Origin of the sequence: Corallococcus sp. CA049B (assembly GCF_003611685.1) — a bacterium.
GTDB classification, from domain to species: Bacteria; Myxococcota; Myxococcia; order Myxococcales; family Myxococcaceae; genus Corallococcus; species Corallococcus coralloides.
On sequence record NZ_RAWC01000052.1, the window covers coordinates 1 to 19,006 of the forward strand.

Genomic DNA, 19,006 nt, shown 5'->3' on the forward strand with positions numbered 1-19,006 from the left:
AGGCCGGTGGTGCCTGGGTGCCGGTGGATCCGCTGCTGCCCCGCGAGCGACTGGCCTTCATGATGGAGGACAGCGCGGCCCAGGTGCTCGTCACCCAGCAGCCACTCGTGGACCGCTTCCCCGAAGCGCTGCATGCCCGCGCGCTCTGCCTGGATACGGAGCGCAGCGCGCTCTCCGCTGAGCCGACAGATGCGCCTACTACGTGCGTGACGCCCGCGAACATGGCGTACCTGCTCTACACCTCGGGCAGCACCGGCACGCCCAAGGGCACGGCGGTGGAGCACCGCAGCGTGGCCAACCTCGTCACCCACGAAGCGGTGGCCTACGGCATCGGCCCTGGCAGCCGCGTGTTGCAGTTCGCCAGCCTCAGCTTCGACCTCTCCGTGGAGGAGATTTTCACCACCCTCTGCAACGGCGCCACGCTGGTGTTGGCACCGCTGGAGAAGCTGATGCCGGGCGCGCCGCTGCCCGTGCTGTTGCGGGAGCAGGAGTTGAGCGTCGTCAGCCTCACCCCCGCGGCGCTGGCGGCCACGTCCTCCGAGGGGCTGCCCAAGGTGCGCACCGTCATCTCCGGCGGCGAAGCCCTGCCCGCGGACGTCGTCGCGCGCTGGGCCCCGGGGCGGCGCCTGCTCAATACCTACGGCCCTACCGAAGCCACCGTCATCGCCACCTTCGGCGAGGTGGTGGCGGATGGGGACGTGCCCTCCATCGGCAAGCCGCTGGCGAACGTGCGCGTCTACGTGTTGGACCCGCACGGGCAGCCCGTCCCCGTGGGTGTGCGCGGTGAGCTGCACATCAGCGGCGTGGGCGTGGCGCGAGGGTACGCGGGACGGCCGGGCCTCACCGCCGAGCGCTTCGTACCGGACGCCTTCTCCGGGGAGGAAGGGGCTCGCCTCTACCGCACCGGCGACGTGGTGCGCTGGCGCGCGGATGGCCAGTTGGACTTCGTGGGCCGCATCGACGCCCAGGTGAAGGTGCGCGGCTTCCGCATCGAGTTGGGCGAAGTCGAGAACGCGCTGCGTGCCGCCCCGGCCGTGAAGGACGCCGTCGTGCTCGCCCGCGAGGACTCCCCGGGCGACAAGCGACTGGTGGCCTATGTCGTCGGTGACGCCCTCGACGTCACGGCCCTGCGCGCCCACCTCAAGCAGCACCTGCCCGAGTACATGGTGCCCGCCGCCTTCGTCCCCATGGACGCGCTGCCTCTCACGTCCAACGGCAAGGTGGACCGCAAGGCCCTCCCTGCTCCCGACGCGAGCGCGCTCCGGGCTTCACACGCCTACGAGGCCCCGGCGACGCCACTGGAGGAGAAGCTCGCCGCACTCTGGAGCGAAGTGCTGCGCGTCCCCGCCGTGGGCCGCACGGACAACTTCTTCGAGCTGGGTGGCCACTCGCTCCTCGCCACGCAGCTGGTGGCCCGCGTGCGCGCGGCGCTGGACGTGGAGTTGCCCCTCCGCGCCCTCTTCGAGGCCCCCACCATCGAGGCACTCGCGGAACGCCTCCAGCGAGCCTCTACCCGCACGCGTCTGCCCTCCTTGACGCGTACGCGCACCGAAGGACACCTGCCGCTCTCCTTCGCTCAGCAACGCCTTTGGTTCCTCGACCAGCTGACCCCGGACGACGCCTCCTACAATCTGCCCGTCGCGCTGCGACTCCTGGGCCGCCTGGACATCGAAGCGCTGCGTCGTGCCTTCGAAGCGCTCGTCGCGCGCCATGAAGCGCTGCGCACCACCTTCTTCGAGGAGCAGGGCCAGCCGTTCCAGCGCATCCACGCCCCGGCGACCTGGGCGCTCCCCGTGGAGGATCTGTGCGGCCTGGAGGAGTCCGCGCGAGAGGCGCAGACGTTGCGGCTTGCCACCCGTGAGGCCCGACTGCCCTTCAACCTCGTCCGTGGGCCGCTGCTGCGCACGGCCCTCCTCAAACTTTCGGACGACTCCCACGTCCTCCTCGCGACGATGCATCACATCGTCTCCGACGGCTGGTCCATGGGCGTCCTCATCCGTGAACTGGCGAGCCTCTATGAGTCCTTCAGTGGAGGCCGGGCTCCCTCCCTGCCTCCGCTGCCCGTGCGGTACGCGGACTTCGCCCTCTGGCAGCGCCAGTGGCTCCAGGGTGAGACGCTGGATGCGCAGCTCGGATACTGGAAGCAGCAGCTGTCCGGTGCGCCTGCCGCGCTGGAGCTGCCCACGGACCATCCTCGGCCAGCCGTGCAGTCCCGCCGTGGCGCCACCGTGCCCGTGCAGTTCCCCTCGGAGCTGACGGACTCACTGCGCAGCCTCGCTCAGCGGGAGGGCGCGACGCCCTTCATGCTGCTGCTCTCTGCCTTCCAGCTGCTGCTGTCGCGCTACTCCGGCCAGGACGACATCAGCGTCGGCTCCCCCATCGCCGGCCGCACCCACTCCGAGGCCGAAGGCCTCATCGGCTTCTTCGTCAACACGCTCGTCCTGCGTGCCCACGTGCGCCCGGAGGACTCCTTCCGCCAGCTGCTCTCCCAGGTGAAGGCCACCACCCTCGCGGCCTATGAGCACCAGCACGTCCCCTTCGAGAAGCTGGTGGAGGTCCTCCAGCCCTCGCGTGACTTGAGCCGCAGCCCGCTCTTCCAGGTGATGCTCGTCCTGCAGAACGCACCCGCCGAAGCGCTGCGCGTGCCGGGCATGGCCTTCCAGCCCATCCCCCTGGAGGGCAACTCCTCCCGCTTCGATTTGGCCCTCACCCTCTTCGAGGTGCCCCAGGGCCTCACCGGCTTCCTCGAGTACAGCTCCGACCTCTTCGACGCCTCCACCGTCCAGCGCCTCATGCGCCACTTCGGTGTCCTCCTCGCCTCTCTCGCCGCACAGCCCGACGCGCGCGTGTCCACGCTGGAGGTGATGACCGCGGAGGAGCGGAAGCAGCTCCTCGTCGAGTGGAATGAGACGGACATCGCCTTCCCTCGCGACACCTGCATCCACCACGTCGTCGCGGAGCATGCCCGACACACGCCTGACGCCGTCGCCGTGCGCATGGGGGAGCGAAGCGTGACCTACGCGGCCCTCAATGCATGGGCGAACCAGCTTGCCGTCCAGTTGCACGCGGCCGGTGTCACTCGGGGGAGCCGCGTCGCCGTCGTCGCGGAGCGCTCTCCGGAGCTGGTGGCGGGCCTGCTGGGCGCCCTCAAGGTGGGCGCCGCCTACGTCCCCGTCGCTCCCGGTGTCCCGCCGGAGCGCCTGGCCTTCATGCTGGAGGACTGCGGCGCTACCGTCCTCCTCACCCAGCAGCACCTGCGTGACTCGCTGCCGTCCCTCACTTCGCGCGTCCTCTCGCTGGAGATGGAAACGGGTGCACCGCAGCCGCCGCTGCCGGTGACGCCCGTGGGCCCGGAGGACTTGGCCTACGTCATCTACACGTCCGGCAGCACCGGCCGCCCCAAGGGCGTCGCCGTCCACCACCGCGCGTTGATGAACCTCGTCTCCTGGCACCAGCGCACCTATTCGCTGACGCCCCAGGACTCCACCGCCCTCACCGCGGGCGTCGCCTTCGACGCTTCCACCTGGGAGGTGTGGCCGTCCCTCGCCTCCGGCGCCAGCCTCGTCGTCCCGCCTGACTCCGTGCGTGCGGAGCCGTCCCAGCTGCTTCAGTGGCTGGCCCGCGAAGCCATCACCACCTGCTTCATGCCCACGCCCCTGGCCGAGGCCGTGCTGCGTGAAGAGTGGCCTCGCCCCATGGCCCTCCGTGCCTTGCTGACGGGCGGAGACGCCCTGCACCACGGGCCGCCGCCTTCGGTGCCCGCCCCCCTCTTCAACCACTACGGCCCCACTGAGAGCACCGTCGTCGCCACCTTCACCGCCGTCACGCGCGACGACGGCACGCGGCCTCCCATTGGCCGCCCCATCGCCAACACCCGCACCTACGTCCTCGATGCCCACTTGCAGCCGGTGCCCGTGGGTGTCCCCGGTGAGCTGTTCCTAGCCAGCGAAGGCCTGGCCTGGGGTTACCTGGGCCAGCCCGCACTGAGTGCCGAGCGCTTCATCCCGAACCCCTTCTCCTCCACCCCAGGTGCCCGCCTCTACCGCACCGGTGACGTCGTGCGCTGGAAGGCAGACGGCCAGCTGGACTACCTCCAGCGGCTCGACTTCCAGGTGAAGGTGCGTGGCTTCCGCATCGAGCTGGGCGAAATCGAGGCCTCGCTCCTCGCCCATGCGTCCGTGCATGAAGCCGCCGTCCTCGCCCGTGAGGACGTCCCTGGAGACAAGCGACTCGTCGCATACGTCGTGCCCGCCCAGGACCAGCAGCTGGACCCCTCGGCGGTGCGCACGTTCCTCAAGGAGCGGCTGCCCGAGTACATGGTGCCCTCCGCCTTCATCGTCTTGGAGGCCCTACCCCTCAGCCCCAACGGCAAGGTGGACAGGAAGGCGCTGCCCGTCCCCGACGCATCGCCGCTCGCGGACTTCGTCGCTCCTCGCGATGCAACCGAAGAGAAGCTCGCGGACGTCTTCGCCCACGTCCTGCGCGTGGAGCGCGTGGGCGTCCACGACGACTTCTTCTCTCTCGGTGGACACTCGCTGCTGGCCACCCAGCTCGTCTCTCGCGTCCGCGCGGCCTTCGGTGCGGAGCTGCCGCTGCGTGCCCTCTTCGAGGCCCCCACCGTCGCCGCCCTCGCCGAGCGCCTGCGCACCGCCACCGAGGGCTCCCGACTCCCGCCGCTCCCTGTCGCCGCCCACGAGGGTCCGCCGCCGCTCTCCTTCGCGCAGCAGCGGCTGTGGCTGTTGGATCAGCTCCAGCCGGGCAGCGCCGCGTACAACATCCCCGCCGCCCTTCGGCTGAAGGGCCAGGTGGACGTGGAGTCCCTGCGCCGTGCCTTCGAGGCCCTCGTCGCCCGGCATGAGACGCTGCGCACCACCTTCTTCCAGCACCAAGGCCAGCCCGCTCAGCGCATCCACTTGCCCGGGGCATGGACACTGCCGCTGCTCGACGTGTCCTCGGTGCCCGAGGCCCAGCGGGAAGAAGAGGCGCGCCGCCTCGCGAACGTGGAGGCCCGGCGTCCCTTCGACCTGGAAGCCGGTCCGCTCCTGCGCACGTCGCTGGTGCGACTGGGGGAAGCGGAGCATGTGCTGCTGGTGACGATGCACCACATCGTCTCCGACGGCTGGTCCATGAGCGTCCTCGTCCGGGAGCTCACCGCGCTCTATGCGGCGTTCCACACGGATCACCTGCCCACCCTGGCGCCGCTGCCCGTGCAGTACGCGGACTTCTCCGTCTGGCAGCGTTCATGGCTCCAGGGCGAGACGCTGGAGACCCAGCTCGCCTACTGGAAGGAGAAGCTCGCGGGTGCGCCCGCCGCGCTGGACCTGCCCACGGACCGTCCACGTCCGCCCGTGCAGTCGCACCGTGGAGCCACGGTGGACCTGCGCGTCCCCGCGCAGCTCTCGGACGCCCTCAAGGTGCTGGCGCAGCGTGAAGGCGCCACGCCCTTCATGCTGCTGCTCGCGGCGTTCCAGGTGCTGCTGTCGCGCTACTCCACGCAAGGCGACATCAGCGTGGGCACGCCCATCGCGGGCCGCACGCAGGCGGAGACCGAGGGCCTCATCGGCTTCTTCGTCAACACGCTGGTGCTGCGCGCTCACGTGCAGCCGCAGGCGACCTTCCGCCAGCTGCTTGCCCAGGTGCGCGGTACGACGCTCGCGGCCTACGAGCACCAGCACGTGCCGTTCGAGAAGCTGGTGGAGACCCTCCAGCCCGTGCGCGACCTGAGCCGCAGCGCGCTCTTCCAGGCGATGTTCTCCCTGCAGAACACGCCCATGGAAGCGCTGCGCGTGCCGGGCTTGTCCTTCGAGCAACTCCCGCTCGAATCGAACTCGGCGAAGTTCGACCTGACGTTGACGATGCAGGACTCGCCCCAGGGCTTCGTGGGCGTCCTGGAGTACAGCAGCGACCTCTTCGATGCGTCGACCATGCAGCGCATGGTGGGCCACCTGGGCGTGCTGCTGGAGGCCATCGCCGCACAGCCGGACTCGACGCTCGCGAGCCTGCCCCTGCTCACCGCTCCGGAGCGGCAGCGGATCCTCGTCGATTGGAATGGCCCCAGTGCTGAGTTCCCCCGCGACCTCTGCCTTCACGACGCCTTCAGCGCCCAGGCCCGTCTCACCCCGGATGCACTGGCAGTCATCTGCCGTGAGGAGCAGCTCACCTTCCGTGAGCTGGACACGCGCGCCAATCAGCTCGCCCACCGGCTGGTGAAGCTGGGCGTTGGCCCCGACGTTCGCGTCGTGCTGTGCGTGGAGCGCTCCGTGGAGGCACTCGTTGGCATCCTCGGCATCCTCAAGGCCGGTGGCGCCTACGTCCCCATCGACCCCAGCTACCCGCGCGAGTGGCTTGCCCACGTCCTCACCGACACGGGTGCTCCGGTGGTGCTCACCCAGCAGCGCCTGCGTGACTCACTGCCTCCGCACTCCGCGCACACCCTCTGCCTGGACTCCGATTCGGACTCACTCGCCCGTGAGCCCTCGGGCGCTCCGGTGACGTCCGTCACGCCGGAGCACCTCGCCTACATCATCTACACCTCCGGCAGCACCGGCCGCCCCAAGGGCGTGATGATTCAGCACCGCTCCGTGCTCAACCTTCGCGTCGCCCTCGCCGCGACGGTGCACGCGGACTCACAACCGGGAGAGCGCGTCAGCGTCAACGCGCCGCTCTCCTTCGACGCCTCCGTCAAGCAGCTCATCCAGGTGCTCGACGGCCACACCCTCTGCATCGTCCCTGACGAAGCCCGCGCCGACGTGGCCGAGCTGGTGAATCGCATCGAGAAGGACGCGTTGGACGTCCTCGACTGCTCCCCCGCGCACCTGCGCCTGCTGGTGGATGAAGGCCTGCTGGAGCGCGAGGCCATCCCCAGCCGCGTCCTCGTCGGCGGTGAGGCCGTGGACCCCGCCACCTGGCGTCACCTCGCCCAGGCCCCGCGCCCGCGCGTCTTCAACGTCTACGGCCCCACCGAGTGCACCGTCGACGCCACCGCCTGCGCCTTCGATGCTTCTCCCTCTCCCACCATCGGCAGGCCCCTGCCCAACGTCCGCGTCTACGTGCTCGACGGCACGCTGCGCCCGGTGCCCATTGGCGTCGCGGGTGAGCTCTTCATCGGCGGTGAGGGTGTTGCGCGCGGCTACCTCAACCGTCCCGAGCTGACGGCGGACCGCTTCATCCCGGATGCCTTCTCCACCACGCCCGGTGCCCGCCTCTACCGCACGGGCGACGTGGTGCGCTGGCGCGCGGACGGCATGCTCGACTACCTGGGCCGCGCGGACTTCCAGGTGAAGGTCCGCGGCTTCCGCATCGAACTGGGCGAAATCGAAGCCGCGCTCCTCAAGCATCCCCAGGTGCACGCCGCCGTGGTGCTGGCTCGCGAGGACGTGCCCGGCGACAAGCGGCTCGTCGCGTACGTCGTGCCTCCGGAAGGCACGGAGTCCGCGCCCACGCCTGAAGTTCTCAAGGACTGGCTCAAGCAGCTCCTGCCCGAGCACATGCGCCCCTCCGCGCTCCTCGTGCTGGAAGCCCTGCCGCTGAACACCAACGGCAAGGTGGACCGCAAGGCCCTGCCCGCGCCCCAGGGCACCGCGCTCGCCTCCACCTTCGTCGCGCCGCGCACTCCTGCCGAAGAGCAGCTCGCGGCCCTCTTCACGCAGGTGCTGCACTTGGAGCGCGTGGGCATCCACGACGACTTCTTCGCGCTAGGCGGTCATTCGCTGCTGGCCACCCAGCTCGTCTCCCGCGTGCGCGCCACGTTCCGCACAGAGCTGCCGCTGCGGGCCCTCTTCGAATCCCCCACGGTGGCCACGCTCTCCGAGCGCCTCCAATCCCAGACGCCGAGCGTCCGCCTCCCTCCGCTCACCCGGACCCAGGCGGACGGGCCCCAGCCCCTCTCCTTCGCGCAGCAGCGGCTCTGGTTCCTGGATCAGCTCACGCCGGGCGATGCGTCCTACAACATCCCCACCGCGCTCCGGCTGACGGGTCAGGTGGACGTGGAGTCGCTGCGCCGCGCCTTTGAAGCGCTGGTCGCTCGCCACGACGCCCTGCGCACCACCTTCCGCGAAAGTGAAGGGCAGGCCACCCAGCACATCCACACGCCCGCCACGTGGGCGTTGCCGCTCATCGACCTTTCCACGCTGCCCGAAGCGCGACGCGAAGACGAAGCACAGCGGAAGGTCGAGGCGGATGCACGTCAGCCGTTCGACCTGCGGAACGGTCCGCTGCTGCGCACCGCGCTCGTGCGACTGGCGGCGGAAGAGCACCTGTTGCTCGTGACGATGCACCACATCGTCTCCGACGGCTGGTCCATGGGCGTGCTCGTCCGCGAGTTGGTGGCCTTCTACGAGGCCTTCAGCGCCGGTCAGACGCCCGCGCTGGCCCCGCTGCCGGTGCAGTACACGGACTTCGCGGCGTGGCAGCGCGACTGGCTCCAGGGCGAGACGCTCGACGCGCAGTTGGGCTACTGGAAGCAGCAGCTCGCGGGGGCTCCGGCCACGCTGGAGCTGCCCACGGATCATCCCCGCCCGGCCATCCAGTCCCCCGCGGGTGCGACTCACGCCGTGAGGATTCCCCAGGCGACCTCCGAAGCGCTCAAGGCCCTGGCCCAGCGCGAGGGCGCCACGCCCTTCATGGTGCTGCTCGCGGCCTGGCAGGTCCTCCTGTCGCGCTACGCGGGCCAGGACGACATCACCGTGGGCTCGCCCATCGCGGGGCGCACGCAGGCGGAGACAGAAGGACTCATCGGCTTCTTCGTCAACACGCTCGTGCTCCGTGCGCGCGTGACGCCAGAGGAGTCCTTCCGCCAGCTGCTCGCTCAAGTGCGCGGCACGACGCTCGCGGCGTACGAGCATCAGCACGTGCCCTTCGAGAAGCTGGTGGAGGTCCTCCACCCCGTGCGGGACGCGAGCCGCAGCCCGCTGTTCCAGGTGATGTTCGTCCTCCAGAACGCCCCTGGAGAAGCGCTGCGCGTACCGGGCCTCACCTTCCGGCCGGTCGTCGCCGAGGGCCACTCCGCCAAGTTCGATCTCACCCTGACGTTGCAGGACTCACCGCAGGGGTTCACCGGCTGGATGGAGTACAGCACCGCCCTCTTCGAGCGGAGCACCATCGAGCGGATGGGCAGCCATCTGCGCACGCTCCTGGAGGCCGTGGCCGCGAAGCCCGAGCAGCCCGTTGCCGGGCTGTCCCTCCTCTCCAGTGAGGAGCGTCACCGCGTCCTCGTGGAGTGGAATGCCACGGCCGCCGTCAGTCCTACGGACGTGCCCGTCCACGTCCACTTCGTCCGGCAGGCACAGCGCACGCCCGACGCGGTGGCCCTGGTGCTGGGCGACGCGACGCTGACGTATGCACAGCTGGATTCACGCGCGAACCAGTTGGCTCATCACCTGCGTGCCATGGGCATCGTCCCTGGCGCGCGCGTCGGCCTCGCCATCGAACGCTCCTTCGAGCTGGTGACCGCGCTCCTCGCCACCCTCAAGGTGGGCGCGGCCTTCGTCCCCGTGGACCGCAATGCCCCCGTGGACCGCATCGCCGCCCTGCTGGAGGACACGGGCGTCAGCGTGACGCTCGCGCACCAGCCCTTCGCTTCCCTGCTGCCCGCATCCGGTACCCGAGTCTGGCTGGATGCCCAGTCCGCGGAGCTCGCCTCGCGGCCCACGCATGCGCCCGACGTCCGCGTGGACGGTGAAGCCCTGGCTTACGTGATGTTCACCTCGGGCTCCACGGGCCGTCCCAAGGGCGTCAGCGTACCCCACCGGGGCATCACCCGCCTCGTGCTCGGCAGCACCTTCATGCGCTTCGGGCCGGACGAGGTCTGGCTCCAGGCGGCCCCTGTTGCCTTCGATGCGTCCACGCTCGAAATCTGGGGCGCGCTGCTGCACGGCGCGAAGCTCGTCCTCGCTCCGCCGCACTCCCTCTCCCTGGAGGAGCTGGCTGCCCAGCTGCGTCACCACCGCGTGACGTCGCTCTGGCTCACCGCCGCCCTCTTCGAGCAGATGGCACTTCACCAGGGTGAAGCGCTCGCGGGCGTGCGCCAGGTCCTCGCGGGTGGCGACGTGCTGCCTGCCGCCCGCGTTCGTGAGCACCTGGCCCGCCTGCCGGAAGGCGCCACCTTCCACAACGGCTACGGCCCCACGGAGAACACCACCTTCTCCACCACCTTCGCCATGCACCGCGATTCCGTGGTGGGCGGGTCGGTGTCCATCGGCCGGCCGCTCTCCAACTCCACGGTCTACGTGCTCGACGCAAGCCTGCGCCCGATGCCCGTGGGTGTCGCGGGCGAGGTGTACGTCGGCGGCCAGGGCCTGGCCTGGGGCTACCTGAACCGCCCCGACCTGACCGCGGAGCGCTTCGTCCCCCACCCCTTCGCCTCCACTCCGGGCGAGCGGCTCTACCGCACGGGAGACAAGGCCCGCTGGAAGGCGGACGGCACGCTCGACTTCCTGGGCCGCGTCGACTTCCAGGTGAAGGTGCGCGGCTTCCGCATCGAGCTGGGTGAAGTCGAAGCCGCCCTGCGCGCCTTCCCGGGCGTCAACGAGGCCGTCGTCGTGGCCCGAGGCGCGGACGCGGACAAGCGCCTCATCGCCTACGTCACCGCGAGCGAAGGCCAGTCGCTGGACGCGGACGCGCTCAAGGCCCACCTCCGGCGGAGCCTGCCGGAGTACATGGTGCCGTCGGCCTCCGTGGTGCTGGACGCGCTGCCCCTCAACGCCAACGGCAAGGTCGACCGCAAGGCCCTGCCAGAGCCGGAGGAGACCGCGCGCGCCGTCGCCTACGTCGCACCGCGCACCGCCACCGAGAAGCAGCTGGCGGCCCTCTTCACCGAAGTCCTCCGGGTGGAGCGGGTGGGCCTCCACGATGACTTCTTCGCGTTGGGAGGCCACTCGCTGCTGGCCACCCAGCTCGTCTCGCGCGTGAGGGCCACGCTCGGGCTGGAGCTGCCCCTGCGGGCCCTCTTCGATGCGCCGACCGTGGCCGCCCTCGCGCTGAAGCTCGCGGACGCGCGGCCCGCGGCGGCCCGAGGGGCGCCTCCGCTCCGCCCCGCCTCACGCACGGGCGCCATTCCGCTCTCCTTCGCCCAGCAGCGCCTCTGGTTCCTGGATCAGCTCACGCCGGGGGATGCGTCGTACAACATCCCCTCGGCGCTCCGGCTGAAGGGGCCGGTGGACGTGGCGTCGCTGCGCCGCGCTTTCGAGTCCCTGGTCGCGCGTCACGAATCCCTGCGCACCACCTTCCATGAGCATGAAGGACAGGCCACGCAGCACATCCACGTGCCGGACGCGTGGACGCTGCCGCTCGTGGACCTGTCCGCGCTGCCCGACGCGCGGCGCGAAGCCGAGGCTCAGCGCCGGCTCACCAGGGAAGCGAACCAGCCCTTCCACCTGGAGCGAGGCCCCCTGCTGCGCACGACGCTGGTGCGGCTGACGGAGGAGGACCACTTCCTGCTCGTGACGATGCACCACATCGTCTCCGACGGCTGGTCCATGGGCGTGCTCGTCCGCGAGCTGGTGGCCTTCTACGAGGCCTTCACCTCCGGTCAGACGCCCACGCTGGCCCCGCTGCCGGTGCAGTACGCGGACTTCGCGGAACGGCAGCGCCAGTGGCTCCAGGGGGAAGCCCTGGACGCGCAGCTGGGCTACTGGAAACAGCAGCTCTCGGGCGCGGCGTTCGCGCTGGAGCTGCCCACCGACCATCCGCGTCCCGCCATCCAGTCCCACCAGGGCGCGGCCGTCTCCGTCCGGATTCCCCAGGCGACGTCCGACGCCCTCAAGGCGCTGGCGCAGCGTGAAGGCGCCACGCCCTTCATGGTGCTGCTCGCGGCGTTCCAGGTGCTCCTGTCGCGCTACTCCGCGCAGGACGACATCACCGTGGGTTCGCCCATCGCGGGCCGCACGCAAGCGGAGACCGAGGGCCTCATCGGCTTCTTCGTCAACACGCTCGTCCTGCGCACGCGTGTGACGCCGGAGGACTCCTTCCGGGCGTTGCTCGCCCAGGTGCGCGGCACGACGCTCGCGGCCTACGAACACCAGCACCTTCCGTTCGAGAAGCTGGTGGAGGTCCTCCAGCCGGTGCGGGACGCGAGCCGCAGCCCGCTGTTCCAGGTGATGTTCGCCCTCCAGAACGCTCCGGTGGGAGAGCTGCGCGTTCGCGGCCTCACCTTCCAGCAGATCATCACCGAAGGGCGCTCCGCCAAGTTCGACCTCAACCTGGCGATGCAGGACTCGCCCCAGGGCTTCGTGGGTTCGCTGGAGTACAGCACCGCCCTCTTCAAGCACGGCACCGTGGAGCGGATGGCCCGCCAGCTGCTCACGCTGCTGGAGGCCGTGGCCGCCCGGCCCGAGCAGTCCCTGTCCGGGCTGTCCCTGCTCTCCAGCGAGGAGCGGCAGCGCATCCTCGTGGAGTGGAACGACACCACCGTCGCCAGCCCCACGGACATCCCCGTCCACATCCACTTCGCCCGGCAGGCGCAGCGCGCGCCCGACGCCGTCGCCCTCGTCCTGGGGGACGCCTCGCTGACCTATGCCCAGCTGGACGCGCGCGCGAACCAGCTGGCGCACCACCTGCGCGAGCTCGGCATCGCGCCGGGTGCGCGGGTCGGCCTCGCCGTCGAGCGGTCCTTCGAGCTGGTGGCGGCGCTCCTCGCCATCCTCAAGGTGGGGGCCACCTACGTCCCCGTGGACCGCAATGCACCCGTGGAGCGCATTGAAGCCCTGCTGGAGGACGCGGACGTCCACTTCGTCGTCACCCACCAGCCCTTCGCGTCACTGCTGCCCGCCACCGGCACCCGCGTCTGGCTGGATGCGCAGCGCGACGTCATCGCCACGCGGCCCACCCACGCTCCCGACGTCCGCGTGGACGGCGAGGCCATGGCCTACGTGATGTTCACCTCCGGGAGCACCGGCCGCCCCAAGGGCGTCTGCATTCCGCACCGGGGCATCACGCGAATGGTGGTCGGCAGCACCTTCATGCGCCTCGGCGCTGACGAGGTCTGGCTCCAGGTCGCCCCCATCGCCTTCGACGCCTCCACGCTCGAAATCTGGGGAGCGTTGCTGAATGGCTCGAAGCTCGTCCTCGCGCCGCCGCACTCGCTCTCGTTGGAGGAGCTGGCCGCGCTGCTGCGCCACCACGGCGTGACGACGCTGTTCCTGACGACCGCGCTCTTCGAGCAGATGGCCCTGCACCAGGGTGAAGCGCTCGCGGGCGTGCGTCAGATCCTCTCCGGGGGCGACGTGCTGCCCGCGGACCGGGTGCGTGAGCACCTGGCGCGCATCCCCGAAGGCGCCAGCTTCCACAACGCCTACGGCCCCACGGAGAGCACCACCCTCGCCACCACCTTCGCCATGGGCCATGGCTCGCGCGTGGAAGGCGCCATCCCCATCGGCCGGCCGCCCTCCAACTCCACCGTCTACGTGCTCGACGGGCACCTGCACCCGGTGCCCGTGGGCATTGCCGGCGAGGTGTACGTCGGAGGCCAGGGCCTGGCCTGGGGCTACCTGCACCGTCCGGACCTGACCGCGGAGCGCTTCATCCCCCACCCCTTCGCCACCACGCCGGGCGAGCGCCTCTACCGCACGGGCGACCAGGCCCGCTGGCGGGAGGACGGCACGCTCGACTTCCTGGGCCGTGTCGACCTCCAGGTGAAGGTGCGAGGCTTCCGCATCGAGCTGGGCGAAATCGAGACCGCGCTGCGCTCCGCCGCTGGCGTCAATGAAGCGGTCGTCGTGGCGCGAGGCACCGGCGCGGACAAGCGCCTCATCGGCTACGTCACCGCGCGCGCGGGCCATTCGCCGACCCCGGACACGCTCCGGGCAGGCCTCAAGCAGCGGTTGCCGGAGTACATGGTGCCGTCGGCCTTCGTGGTGCTGGACGCGCTGCCCCTCAACGCCAACGGCAAGGTGGACAGGAAGGCCCTGCCGGAGCCGGGGAACACACCGCGGAGCACCGTCTTCGTCGCGCCGCGCACCGCCACCGAGGAGCAGCTGGCCACGCTCTTCGCCGACGTCCTCCGCGTGGAGCGCATCGGCGTGCGGGACGACTTCTTCGCCATGGGAGGCCACTCGCTGTTGGCCACCCAGCTCGTCTCGCGCGTGCGCGCCACCTTCCGTGTGGAGCTGCCGCTGCGGGCCCTCTTCGAGGCGCCCACGGTCGAAGGGCTCGCGCCGAAGCTCGAGGAAGCCCGGTCCGCCGGGCTGCGCGCACCGCCCCTGCGGCCCATGCCGCGCGAGGGCCTCATCCCGCTGTCCTTCGCCCAGCAGCGCCTGTGGCTGCTGGATCAGCTCCAGCCGGGTGACCTCTCGTACAACATCCCCACCGCCCTGCGGCTGACGGGCCCGGTGGAGCTGGAGTCATTGCGCCGCGCCTTCGAAGCGCTGGTGGAGCGCCACGAATCCCTGCGCACCACGCTCTCCACGTCGCAGGAGGAGCCGTCGCAATGCATCCAGGAGCCCTCCGGCTGGGAGCTGCCCCTCATCGACCTGACGTCCCTGCCTGAGTCGCGGCGGGAGGAGGAGGCCCAGTGCGCGGCGGCCACGGAGGCCCGGCGTCCCTTCGACCTCTCCACGGGCCCGTTGCTGCGCAGCACGCTGGTGCGGCTGGGGCAGGACTCGCACCTGTTGCTGGTGACGATGCACCACATCGTCTCCGACGGCTGGTCCATGGGCGTGCTCGTCCGGGAAGTGGCGGCCTTCTACGAAGCCTTCGCCACGGGCCAGTGGCCTTCGCTCCCGCCGCTGCCCGTGCAGTACGCGGACTTCTCGATGTGGCAGCGAGGCTGGCTCCAGGGCGAGGCCCTGGACGAGCAGCTGGGCTACTGGAAGAAGCAGCTCGGGGGGGCACCTTCCGCGCTGGACCTGCCCACGGACCGTCCGCGTCCGCCGGTGCAGTCGCGCCGGGGCGCCACGGTGGACGTGCGCATCCCGTTGGAGGTCTCCCAGTCCCTGAAGGCCCTGGCCCAGGATGAAGGCGCCACCCCCTTCATGCTGCTGCTGGCGGCCTGGCAGCTGCTCCTGGCGCGCTACTCCACGCAGGACGACATCAGCGTGGGCACGCCCATCGCGGGCCGCACGCAGGCGGAGACCGAGGGCCTCATCGGCTTCTTCGTCAACACGCTGGTGCTGCGCGCTCACGTGCAGCCGCAGGCGACCTTCCGTGAGCTCCTCGCGCAGGTGCGCCGCACGACGCTCGCGGCCTACGAGCATCAGCACCTGCCCTTCGAGAAGCTGGTGGAGGTCCTCCAGCCTTCGCGCGACCTGAGCCGCAGCGCGCTCTTCCAGGCGATGTTCTCCCTGCAGAACGCGCCCACCGAAGCGCTCCGCGTGTCCGGCCTGTCCTTCCAGAGCGTCCCGGTGGACACCCGGTCCTCCAAGTTCGACCTCACGCTCACCCTCGGCGAGTCGCCCCAGGGCTTCGTCGGGCTGCTCACGTACGCGACGGACCTCTTCGAGGTTGCGACGGTCCAGCGAATGGTGGGCCACCTGGGCGTGCTGCTGGAGGCCATCGCCGCTCAGCCGGACGCGACGCTCGCGAGCCTGCCCCTGCTCACCGCTCCGGAGCGGCAGCGGCTCCTCGTGGATTGGAACGGCCCCAGCGCTGACTTCCCTCGCGACCTCTGCCTCCATGAGGCCTTCAGCGCCCAGGCCCGTCTCACCCCGGATGCACTGGCCGTCATCTGCCGTGAGGAGCAGCTCACCTTCCGTGAGCTGGACACGCGCGCCAATCAACTCGCCCACCGGCTGGTGAAGCTGGGCGTTGGCCCCGACGTGCGTGTGGTGCTCTGCGTGGAGCGCTCCGTGGAGGCCCTCGTCGGCATCCTCGGCACCCTCAAGGCCGGTGGCGCCTACGTCCCCATCGACCCCAGCTACCCGCGCGAGTGGCTTGCCCACGTCCTCACCGACACGGGTGCTCCGGTGGTGCTCACCCAGCAGCGCCTGCGTGACTCACTGCCTCCGCACTCCGCGCACACCCTCTGCCTGGACTCCGATTTGGACTCACTCGCCCGTGAGCCCTCGGGCGCTCCGGTGACGTCCGTCACGCCGGAGCACCTCGCCTACATCATCTACACCTCCGGCAGCACCGGCCGTCCCAAGGGCGTGATGATTCAGCACCGCTCCGTGCTCAACCTTCGCGTCGCCCTCGCCGCGACGGTGCACGCGGACTCACAACCGGGAGAGCGCGTCAGCGTCAACGCGCCGCTCTCCTTCGACGCCTCCGTCAAGCAGCTCATCCAGGTGCTCGACGGCCACACCCTCTGCATCGTCCCTGACGAAGCCCGCGCCGACGTGGCCGAGCTGGTGAATCGCATCGAGAAGGACGCGTTGGACGTCCTCGACTGCTCCCCCGCCCACCTGCGCCTGCTGGTGGATGAAGGCCTGCTGGAGCGCGACGCCATCCCCAGCCGCGTCCTCGTCGGCGGTGAGGCCGTGGACCCCGCCACCTGGCGTCACCTCGCCCAGGCCCCGCGCCCGCGCGTCTTCAACGTCTACGGCCCCACCGAGTGCACCGTCGACGCCACCGCTTGCGCCTTCGACGCTTCTCCCTCTCCCACCATCGGCAGGCCCCTGCCCAACGTCCGCGTCTACGTGCTCGACGGCACGCTGCGCCCCGTTCCCATTGGCGTCGCGGGTGAGCTCTTCATCGGTGGTGAAGGTGTCGCGCGCGGCTACCTCAACCGGCCAGAACTGACGGCGGACCGTTTCATCCCGGATGCCTTCTCCACCACGCCCGGTGCCCGCCTCTACCGCACGGGCGACGTGGTGCGCTGGCGCGCGGACGGCATGCTCGACTACCTGGGCCGCGCGGACTTCCAGGTGAAGGTCCGCGGCTTCCGCATCGAGCTGGGTGAAATCGAGTCCTGCCTGCTGGGACACCCCGCCGTGCATCAAGCCGTCGTCCTCGCCCGCGAGGATGTGCCCGGAGACAAGCGGCTCGTCGCCTATCTCGTCCCCGAGGCGGGAGAGTCCCTGGACTCCACCGAGCTGCGCACCTTCCTCAAGCAGCACCTGCCCGAGTATATGGTGCCCTCCGCGCTCCTCGTGCTGGAAGCCCTGCCGCTCAACACCAACGGCAAGGTGGACCGCAAGGCCCTGCCCGCGCCCCAGGGCACCGCGCTCGCCTCCATCTACGTCGCGCCGCGCACTCCCGCCGAGGAGCAGCTCGCCACCCTCTTCATGCAGGTGCTGCGCGTGGAGCGCGTGGGCGTCCACGACGACTTCTTCGCGCTCGGCGGTCATTCGCTGCTGGCCACCCAGCTCGTCTCGCGCGTGCGCGCTACGTTCCGCGTGGAACTGCCGCTGCGGGCTCTCTTCGAAGCGCCTACCGTGGCCACGCTCGCGGAGCGGCTCCAGACGGCCACACCGAACCTCCACCGGTCCGGGCCCACCCAGACGCACGCAGACGGCCCGCGACCGCTGTCCTTCGCGCAGCAGCGCCTGTGGCTGTTGGATCAACTCCAGCCGGGGGACGCGTCGTACAACATCCCCACCGCGCTCCAGCTCTCGGGACACCTGGACGTGGAGTCACTGCGCCGTGCCTTTGAAGCGCTCGTCCAGCGCCACGAGGCCCTGCGCACCACCTTCCACGAGCACCAGGACCAGCCCATCCAGACCGTCCACGCGCCCAGCGGATGGACGCTGCCGCTCGTGGACCTCTCCGCCCGGCCTGATGCGCTCCGGGAAGAAGAGGCACGGCGGATGGCCGACGAGGAGGCGCGGAGGCCGTTCGACCTCGCCAGGGGCCCGCTGCTGCGCAGCACGCTGGTGCGGCTGGCCGAGGACTCTCACCTGCTGCTCGTGACGATGCACCACATCGTCTCCGACGGTTGGTCCATGGGCGTCCTTGTCCGGGAAGTGGCGGCCTTCTACGCGGCCTTCTCAACGGGCCAGTCACCTTCGCTCCCGCCGTTGCCCGTGCAGTACGCGGACTTCGCGGCATGGCAGCGCAACTGGCTCCAGGGGGAGGCCCTGGACGCGCAGCTGGACTACTGGAAGCAGCAGCTCTCCGGAGTTCCCGCGGCGTTGGAGCTGCCCACGGACCATCCGCGCCCGCCCGTGCAGTCGCACCGGGGCGACTCGGTGGACGTGCGCATCCCCAAGCACATCGCGGATGCCCTCAAGGCCCTCTCCCAGCGAGAGGGCGCCACGCCCTTCATGACGTTGCTGGCGGCGTTCCAGGTGCTGCTGTCGCGCTACTCCGCGCAGGACGACATCAGCGTGGGGTCGCCCATCGCCGGCCGCACCCAGGCGGAAACCGAAGGCCTCATCGGATTCTTCATCAACACGCTCGTCCTGCGCGCCCGGCTGAATCCTCGCGCGACGTTCCGCGAGCTGCTCACCCAGGTGCGAGGCACAACGCTCGCGGCCTACGACCATCAGCACCTGCCGTTCGAGAAGCTCGTGGAAGCCGTGCAGCCCACGCGCGACCTGAGCCGCAGCCCCCTCTTCCAGGCCATGTTCGTCCTGCAGAACACGCCCACCGAGGCGCTGCGTCTGCCCGGCCTGTCCTTCCAGGCCCTGCCGCAGGAAGCGCACTTCGCCAAGTTCGACCTGTCCCTGGGTCTGCGTGAAGGCCGGGATGGATTCGTCGGCACGTTCGAGTACGCAACGGACCTGTTCGATGCGGCGACCATCCAGCGCATGGCGGGCCATTTCGGCGTCTTGCTGGAGGCCATTGCCAAGAAGCCGGACACCCGACTGGGTGACCTGCCGCTGCTCACCGGCACGGAGCGCCAGCAACTCCTCGTCGAGTGGAATCCCCCTGCCTCGCAGGCGCTGCGTGAGCCCAGCATCCCCGCGATGGTGGAAGCCCAGGTGCGTCGCACGCCGGATGCGCTGGCCGTCATCACGTCTGAGCGGCAGCTGACGTACCGGGAGTTGGATGCGAAGGCGAACCAGCTCGCCCACCGTCTGCGTGGACTGGGCGTCGGCCCCGAAGTCCGCGTCGGCCTGTGCGTCGAGCGCACCGAAGACCTGGTCATCGGAGCCCTCGGCATCCTCAAGGCGGGTGGCGCCTACGTGCCGTT

At 70.4% G+C, this 19,006-nt stretch carries 1 protein-coding gene (cut by a window edge); it reads left to right on the forward strand.

The genetic code is table 11. The features are described 5' to 3' along the window. Positions 1–19,006: part of a non-ribosomal peptide synthase/polyketide synthase coding region (locus tag D7W82_RS14435; protein WP_147439339.1), annotated on the forward strand (this coding region is incomplete at its 5' end). Its footprint extends 8,626 nt past the window's final position; the window shows 19,006 of its 27,632 annotated nt.